This is a genomic window from Allobosea sp. 05T438 (assembly GCF_056396025.1).
Map to the genome: position 1 here is coordinate 205,129 of NZ_JBFTKQ010000009.1, position 7,379 is coordinate 212,507.

The window sequence follows — 7,379 nt, forward strand, 5'->3', positions numbered from 1 at the left end:
TGATGCGCGGTTCTCATTCGAATACCAGGCGAGATACGCCGATTTATTCTCTCTAACACGTTGTTATAAAACGGAAATCATTCCTCCGTCGACGTATATTATTTGACCGTTGACGTAGTTCGAGGCTGGCGCGGCAAGAAATACGGCCGCTCCGATCAGTTCGTCAGGCCTGCCCCAGCGCTTCGATGGCGTGCGGCTTCGGACCCATGCATCGAACGCGGGATTGTCGATCAACGCCTGGTTCATGTCGGTCAGCATGTAGCCGGGGCCGATGGCATTGGCCTGAATGCCGTGCTCTGCCCACTCGGCCGCCATGGCCTGTGTCAGCATCTTGATGCCGCCCTTGGCCACGGTGTAGGGGGCGACGGTGGCCCGTGCCAAGGCGCTGGTCAGCGAGCCGATGTTGATGATCTTGCCGTGGCCGCGCGCGATCATGCGCTTCGCAGCTTCCCGTCCGATCACGAAGGCCGATGTCAGGTTCGTGTCGATCACGCGCTGCCAGTCCACCGTCGCCAGTTCGACCATTGGCTTGCGGAACTGAATGCCGGCGTTGTTGACGAGGATATCGACCGCGACACCTGACGCATCGAAGTCGGCGAAGGCTTTCGTGACCTGCTCCTCGGAGGTGACGTCGAAGGGCGCGGCATCGGCCTCGAATCCGGCCTGACGCATCTCCTTGACCGCGGTTGCGACGCGCTCGGGGTCGGTCCCATTGACGAGGATGCGTGCGCCTGCCGCCGCAAGCCCTTCCGCCATCGCCCGCCCGAGGCCGCGCGAGGAGCCTGTGACGAGAGCGGTGCGACCAGTGAGATCGAAGAGCGGATTGGTCATCCTGAAATCCTCACAGGCTCGAACGACGATGATGCAGGTCCGGGCGCTCGAAGACGGCCGGGAGCAGTTCCACGCCCAATCCCGGCGCCTCCATCGGATAGACATAGCCGTCCTTGATGACCGGCATCTCGGTGACGAGTTCCTTGTACCAACCGGTGTAGAAGGCGCGCACTGATTCCTGGATCAGCGTGTTCGGCTGGCTGAAGGAGGCGTGGATCGCGGCGATGAAGCCGACCGGGCCGATGCAGTCATGCGGCGCAAAAGGCCGGTGATAGGTCTCGGCCATCGCGGCGATCTTGCGGCCCTCGGTCAGGCCGCCGGTCCAGCAGAGGTCGGCCATGACGACGTGCATCGCATCCCGATCGAGCATGTCCTTGTAGGGGAAGCGCGAGCCCAGCGTCTCGCTGGCCGTCACCGAGACCGTCGTCGAGCGGGCGAACTCGGCCAGCGCCTGCGGCGAGTTCATCCGGATCGGGTCCTCGTACCAGCTCGGCTCGTAGGGCTCGAGGGCGCGGGCGATCTTGATCGCGGTCGGCAGGTTCCAGAGCGAATGGAACTCGACCATGATCTCCATCCTGTCGCCGACGGCCTTGCGGATCTTCTCGAACGGTTCGATCGCCTTCCGCATCTGCTCGGGCGTGATGTAGAGCCCCTGGTTCTCGATCGCCGGCGGATCGAAGGGCCAGATCTTCATCGCCGTGATGCCGCTTTCGAGCAGACTCTCGGCGACCGCGTCGGCGCGGTTCATGAAGCCGTCAAGGTCTTCATAGGGGCCGCTGGTCTCGCCGAGATTCCAGGTCGAGACCGGCTTGATGTTGTGGGATCGGACATATTTGTAGCCGGCGCAAGTGTTGTAGATGCGCTGCTTGTCGCGGCAGAGGCCGCCGAGCATCTGGTGCACCGGCTGGCCGCAGACCTTGCCGAAGATGTCCCACAACGCGATGTCGACCGCCGAGGTGGCGCGCGATTCGACGCCGGTCGAGGCCTGCGCCATCGGCAGGTTGGTCATCTCCTTGTGCAGCGCCTCGATATGCAGCGGGTTCTTGCCGAGCAGCCGCATCGCGAGCGTGTCGTGCAAATGGGCTTCCACCGAAGCCGCGCCGTAGAACGTCTCGCCAAGGCCGATGATTCCGGCATCGGTGTGCACCCGCACCCAGAGGACGTTGGCGAACTCTTCGGTCCGCAAGGTTTCGATCGCGGTGATCTTCAAATCGGCCTCCCGGGAGCTGCGCTCTTCGGCGAGACGAGCTCGGGAGCGCCTTGTTCGCTTGTCGCGCGGCCCCGCCGAAAGGCGTTGATGACCGCGCAGGCCGAAATCATAGGAGTGCTTGTAAAATTTCACAACATGTTTATCGTCGGGCGCAAGATGGCGTCGTTTCGAAACGCCACACGGGATTCGAAGCGCCGCATGGGGAGGAGCAGGGCATGGCGAAGCGCCATAACCAGCCGCGACTGGTGGCGGCCGACGACACGGCCGTGTCGAAGCGGCGCAATCGTGTGAACCTGTTCGAGCTTGCCTATGGCCGCATCGAAGAGATGCTGGTGACTTGCGAGCTCAGCCCGGGCCGTTTTCTTGCCCTGCAGGATCTCCAGGATCTGACGGGCTTCGGCCGGACCCCGGTTCACAACGCCGTCAACCGGCTCGCGGCCGACACGCTGATCATTATCCGTCCGCGCCATGGCCTGCAGATCGCCCCGATCGACCTTGCGCGCGAGCGCCTGCTGCTCAAGCTTAGGCGCGATCTCGAGCGCTTCGTCATCGGCCTTGCGGCCGAGCGCGCCGGACCTTCGCACCGCAACCAGATGCTGCATATGGAGCGCCTGCTGCGGGAACGCCGGGCAGAGCTGACGCTTGCCGAATTCAACACGCTCGACAGACGCATCGACCAGATGGTGCTGTCGGCCGCAGCCGAGCCTTTCCTGGAGCATACGTTGCGCCCGCTGCACACGATCTTCCGGCGCATCGGCTTCATCTACCACAACTACATGCCCCGCCATGTCGGGCTGGAAGGCACGATCGACCACCATCTCGCCGTGCTGAACGCCATCGCGACACGCCATGGCGACCGCGCCGTCGCAGCCTCGGATGCGCTGATCGGTTTCGTCGACGGCATGTTCGACGAGATGGAAGCCGCCATTGACCCTTCTTTACTGGATTGCAGCGTCGAGCCGCTGCTAAATACCTGACCTAAGGAAAGCCGCCCGATCATGCGCATCGTCTTCCATGGTGAGAATGCCGCCTCCTTCAGCCATGGCTTTGCCGAGCTGGCGGGAGCGGGTGCCGATATCAGGGTTCTTCCGGACCGGCTGGAGACCGAGGCGGATCGTCTGGCCTATGCCGCGGCCGACGTCATCGTCGGCGTGAAATTCGATGCCACGCTTCCCACCCCCGCGAGCCTGCGCCTGTTCCACGTCCCGGGAGCCGGCTATGACGCGGTCCAGCTCGACGAGCTCCCGCCCGAGACGAACCTCTGCAACTGCTTCGGCCACGAGCAGGCGATCGCGGAATATGTGATGAGCGCTTTGCTGGCGCGGCACATCCCGCTCGCCGATGCCGATCAGCGCTTGCGGCGAGGGGATTGGGCCTATTGGGCCGGCGCGCCCGATCGCGTCCATGGCGAGATCGCCGGCAAGACCATCGGCCTGCTCGGCTTCGGGCATATCGGCAAGGCGGTGGCGCGGCGCGCCAAGGCATTCGAGATGCAGGTGAACGTGGCCAACCGCAGCCCGGTCGCGACCTCCGAAACCGTCGACCGTTCTTTTACGCTCGACCAGCTCGGCGAATTCTGGGGTTCGGCCGACGCGATCGTCGTCTCGCTGCCGCTTACCCCGGAAACCCGGGGAATCGTCGGCGCGGACGCCTTTGCCGCGATGCGCCGCAATGCCGTTGTCTTCAATGTCGGGCGCGGTCCATTGCTCGACGAGGCCGCCCTGTACGAGGCGCTCAAGCACGAGCGTATCGGTGGCGCCGTGATCGACACCTGGTACCGATATCCCTCTCCCGACGACATGAATCCCCTGCCAGGCTCGTTGCCTTTTCAAGAGCTGCCGAACATCGTGATGACGCCGCACATGTCGGGCTGGACGAGCGGCACGATCCGCCGCCGCCAGCAGACGATCGCCGACAACATCCGGCGCTCTTTCGCCGGCGAGCCTCTGACCAACCTCGTGCGCCAGGGCAAAGCCGCAGCCTGATCTTCGATTTCCGAGCCGGACGCCAAGAAGCCGGCTGGGCCAACCGCGGACAATCCGCAAACAGCAGGGAAACGCACCATGGGTCTTTTCAAGCATTTCAGGATTGCCGGCACGCTGCTGGCGCTGGGAGCCGGCATGCTGGCCGCAAGCCAGGCCTCGGCCCAGACGGTCACGGACATCATCAAGCGCGGCTCGGTCAAGATCGGCGTGCTGATCGGCGCACCGCCCTATGGCTCGGTCGACTCGCAGGGCAATGCTGTCGGCTACGACGCGGACGTCATCGCGCTGATCGGCAAATATCTCGGCGTCAAGGTCGAGATGGTGCAGCTCACTCCGCCGGCGCGTATTCCTGCGCTTGAGGCCAACAAGGTCGACTTCCTCGTCGCGACGCTCGCGCCGACGCCAGAGCGCGCCAAGGCGGTGATGTTCTCGATTCCCTACAGCGCCTTCCAGACAGGCATCTACGCCAAGAAGAACGTCGCCATCAAAACCTGGGACGATCTCAAGGGTCGCAAGGTCGGCGTCAACCGCGGCTCCAGCGTCGAGCGCGAGTTCACCAACCGGGAGAAGGAGCTGAACCTCACCATCCTGCGCTTCGAGGACGACGCCACCACCATGCAGGCGCTGTTCTCCGGCCAGGTCGAGGCCATCGCCGGCCCCGATGCGCAGGCCAATGCCGCGATGAAGGCGCGCGGCGAGACCGAGACCGAGCTCAAATTCGTCTTCGGCATGCAGCCGAACTCGATGACCATGCGCAAGGACGCCTGGGAGCTGCGCCAGTGGCTCAATAACTTCATCTACTACGTCAAGCAGAACGGGGAGCTCGACGCGATCGCGCAGAAGTGGGTCGGTAGCCCGCTGCCGCCGCTGCCGACCTTCTGATCCCGCTCTCATCGACGCGCCGGCGCGCGATCCAGCGCGCTGGCGAAATCCTCGACCTCCAGGGCCGAAGGAGCGCGCCGTTGCTCTTCCAAGACGTATTATCCAAATGGCCGATGATCCTGAATGGGGTCCTGCTGACGATTGCGCTGTCCTTCGTCGCGATCACGCTCGGCCTCGTGCTGGCGACGGCGATGACCGCGCTGCGCAGCCTCGCCGGCAGCTGTGCCGGCTACATCGTCGACGCCTATGTCGAGCTGATGCGGAACACGCCGTTTCTGGTGCAGCTCTTCATGATCTTCTTCGGATTGCCGCAGATCGGCATCCGCCTCAACGGACTCGAAGCCTCCATCCTGGCGATGACGCTCAACCTCGCCGCCTACGCCACCGAGATCATCCGCGCCGGCGTCGACTCCATTCATAAATCTCAGATCGAGGCTGGGCTCGCGCTGGCGATGAGCAAATGGCAGGTCCTCAAGCATGTCGTGCTGCAGCCTGCCTTCGCCCGCGTCTGGCCGGCGCTGTCGAGCCAGTTCGTTCTGATGATGCTGGCCTCCAGCATCTGCTCCTTCGTCTCGGTGCAGGAGCTTTCCGGAACGGCCGCGATCATCGAGCAGGACACGTTCCGCAGCTTCGAGACCTACATCGTCGTCACCGTCATCTATCTCGTGCTGGCGCTCTCGCTGAAGCTCTTCCTGAACTGGCTCGGCCGGAAGCTCTTCCCGCAGGTGTCGGGCCTCGCGCGCCTCACCGAAGCGCATGGGGAGGCCGCCTGATGCAGACCTTCGGTTGGCCCGAGGCCCTCTTCATCCTGCGCTCCGCCGGCTGGACGCTGGCGCTCACCGCCATCGCCTTCTTCATCGGCGGCATCCTCGGCGGCGTCTTCGCGATCATGCGTCTGTCGCGCATCCGCTGGCTGCGTCGCTTCGCGGCGGGCTACATCCTGGTGATCCAGTCGATCCCGGTGCTCATGGTGCTGTTCATGAGCTATTACGGGCTCTCGGCCCTGGGCATCGAGCTGCCGCCCTTCCTCGCGGCCTCCGCCTCGCTCTCGATCTACGTCTCGGCCTATCTCGCCGAGATCTGGCGCGGCTCCATCGAATCGGTGCCGCGCCAGCAATGGGAGGCCTCGGCTTCGCTGGCGCATACGACGGCGCAGACCTACCGCTACGTGATCCTGCCGCAAGCGATCCGCATCTCGCTGCCGCCGACGGTGGGGTTCCTCGTCCAGCTCGTGAAGAACACCTCGATCGTCCAGGTCGTCGGCTTCGTCGACCTGATGCGCGCGGGCATGCTGGTCAACAATGCGACCTATCAGGCCTTCCAGATCTTCACCCTGGTCGGGGCGATCTATTTCGCGATCTGCTTCCCGCTGTCCCGGCTCAGCCGCCATCTCGAAAAGGTGATGAATGCCAGCCGTTCTCATTGAAGACGTCCATAAGCGCTTTGGCTCGCTGGAGGTGCTGAAGGGCGTTTCGCTCAGCGTCGACACGGGTCAGGTCGTCGCCATCATCGGCCGCTCCGGCTCCGGCAAGTCGACCCTGCTTCGCTGCATCAACGGGCTCGAGACCTTCCACGCCGGCAAGATCGAGGTCGCTGGCCACACCATGACCCAGGACCCGAAGAAGCTGCGCGAATTGCGCAAGGACGTCGGCATCGTCTTCCAGAGCTACAACCTGTTCCCGCATCTCACGGTGGGCCAGAACATCATGCTCTCGCCGCGCATCACCCAGAACGTGCCGCAAGCAGAGGCGCTGGCGCTGGCGAAGGAGGTGCTGGCGCAGGTCGGCCTCTCCGAGAAGTTCGACAGCTATCCGGACAATCTCTCCGGCGGTCAGCAACAGCGCGTCGCCATCGCCCGCTCGCTGGCGATGAAGCCCAAGGTGATGCTCTTCGACGAGGTGACCTCGGCACTCGACCCGGAGCTGACAGGTGAGGTGCTGCTGGTCATGGAGAAGCTCGCCAAGGGCGGCATGACCATGCTGCTCGTCACCCACGAGATGAACTTTGCCCGGACGGTCGCCGACACCACGGTGTTCATGCATCAGGGGAAGATCTGGGAGCAGGGGGCGTCGAAGTCGCTGTTCGCAGACCCGCAGACGGCTGAACTGCGGAACTTCGTGAGGGCTGGCGCGCATTGAGCGTTGGCTCCGCGCGCATCGTCCCCGGCTTCCTGGCATCCTGCCGGCACGCGCGTGCCTCCGAAGATCCCCGCAAAGGCCGGGGTTTTCGTCGGACAGGACGAGGCTGCAACCGTGTGCGGCCGTCCCCTGGCGAGGGCGTCCAACGTGCGCGGAATCGGAAATCGAAGAATAGTGATCCAGACGTGTTGACACGGGTTCTTTTGGTGTCCTATAAGCCACCCATCGAGACGGCGCCGCCGCTGAGCGGCGCCTCTTCTGCGCTTCCTGATGAGGCTGGGGCTGACGTCCGGGACACCGGGCGAGTTCCTGTCGGAATTTGTAGAGCGCACG

8 protein-coding genes are annotated in these 7,379 nt (G+C 64.1%); 6 read left to right on the forward strand and 2 right to left on the reverse strand.

What is annotated here, in order from left to right; genetic code table 11:
* Positions 1-63 precede the first annotated feature (63 nt).
* Together AC1DIN_RS19025 and AC1DIN_RS19030 are read right to left on the reverse strand one after the other, a co-directional pair.
* A complete protein-coding gene (locus AC1DIN_RS19025) occupies positions 64-831 on the reverse strand; it encodes an SDR family oxidoreductase (RefSeq protein ID WP_476810915.1) in 768 nt (255 codons plus the stop codon).
* Between the two features lie 10 nt (positions 832-841).
* Entirely contained in the window at positions 842-2,041 is a 1,200-nt protein-coding gene (locus AC1DIN_RS19030) for a mandelate racemase/muconate lactonizing enzyme family protein (RefSeq protein WP_476810916.1), read from the reverse strand.
* A 215-nt stretch (positions 2,042-2,256) separates the two neighbouring features.
* Between AC1DIN_RS19030 and AC1DIN_RS19035 the strand changes: the two genes are divergently transcribed.
* The 6 genes from AC1DIN_RS19035 to AC1DIN_RS19060 all read left to right on the forward strand — a co-directional run bounded on the left by AC1DIN_RS19035 (position 2,257) and on the right by AC1DIN_RS19060 (position 7,046).
* Positions 2,257-3,018, forward strand: coding sequence for a GntR family transcriptional regulator (locus AC1DIN_RS19035; protein WP_476810917.1), 762 nt, complete (start codon positions 2,257-2,259; stop codon positions 3,016-3,018).
* 21 nt (positions 3,019-3,039) lie between these two features.
* Positions 3,040-4,026 (forward strand): 2-hydroxyacid dehydrogenase, encoded by a 987-nt coding sequence (locus AC1DIN_RS19040; protein ID WP_441472397.1) that lies wholly within the window; start codon positions 3,040-3,042, stop codon positions 4,024-4,026.
* Between the two features lie 78 nt (positions 4,027-4,104).
* A complete protein-coding gene (locus tag AC1DIN_RS19045) occupies positions 4,105-4,908 on the forward strand; it encodes a transporter substrate-binding domain-containing protein (RefSeq protein ID WP_441472398.1) in 804 nt (267 codons plus the stop codon).
* 113 nt (positions 4,909-5,021) lie between these two features.
* Positions 5,022-5,681: an amino acid ABC transporter permease gene (locus AC1DIN_RS19050; RefSeq protein WP_476810918.1), complete on the forward strand. Its 660-nt coding sequence runs from the start codon at positions 5,022-5,024 to the stop codon at positions 5,679-5,681.
* Positions 5,681-6,334, forward strand: a complete 654-nt coding sequence (locus tag AC1DIN_RS19055) for an amino acid ABC transporter permease (protein ID WP_441472400.1) — start codon at positions 5,681-5,683, stop codon at positions 6,332-6,334. Before AC1DIN_RS19050 ends, AC1DIN_RS19055 begins: the two co-directional genes overlap by 1 nt.
* The gene (locus tag AC1DIN_RS19060; protein ID WP_476810919.1) at positions 6,315-7,046 is read left to right on the forward strand and encodes an amino acid ABC transporter ATP-binding protein; all 732 of its coding nucleotides are present in this window, start codon (positions 6,315-6,317) and stop codon (positions 7,044-7,046) included. Before AC1DIN_RS19055 ends, AC1DIN_RS19060 begins: the two co-directional genes overlap by 20 nt.
* The last annotated feature ends 333 nt before the right edge of the window (positions 7,047-7,379 follow it).

Coding starts and splice junctions, on each gene's coding strand:
- AC1DIN_RS19025 (WP_476810915.1), bottom strand. CDS start 831: ATGACCAATCCGCTCTTCGATCTCACTGGTCGCACCGCTCTCGTCACA.
- AC1DIN_RS19035 (WP_476810917.1), top strand. CDS start 2,257: ATGGCGAAGCGCCATAACCAGCCGCGACTGGTGGCGGCCGACGACACG.
- AC1DIN_RS19040 (WP_441472397.1), top strand. CDS start 3,040: ATGCGCATCGTCTTCCATGGTGAGAATGCCGCCTCCTTCAGCCATGGC.
- AC1DIN_RS19045 (WP_441472398.1), top strand. CDS start 4,105: ATGGGTCTTTTCAAGCATTTCAGGATTGCCGGCACGCTGCTGGCGCTG.
- AC1DIN_RS19050 (WP_476810918.1), top strand. CDS start 5,022: ATGATCCTGAATGGGGTCCTGCTGACGATTGCGCTGTCCTTCGTCGCG.
- AC1DIN_RS19055 (WP_441472400.1), top strand. CDS start 5,681: ATGCAGACCTTCGGTTGGCCCGAGGCCCTCTTCATCCTGCGCTCCGCC.
- AC1DIN_RS19060 (WP_476810919.1), top strand. CDS start 6,315: ATGCCAGCCGTTCTCATTGAAGACGTCCATAAGCGCTTTGGCTCGCTG.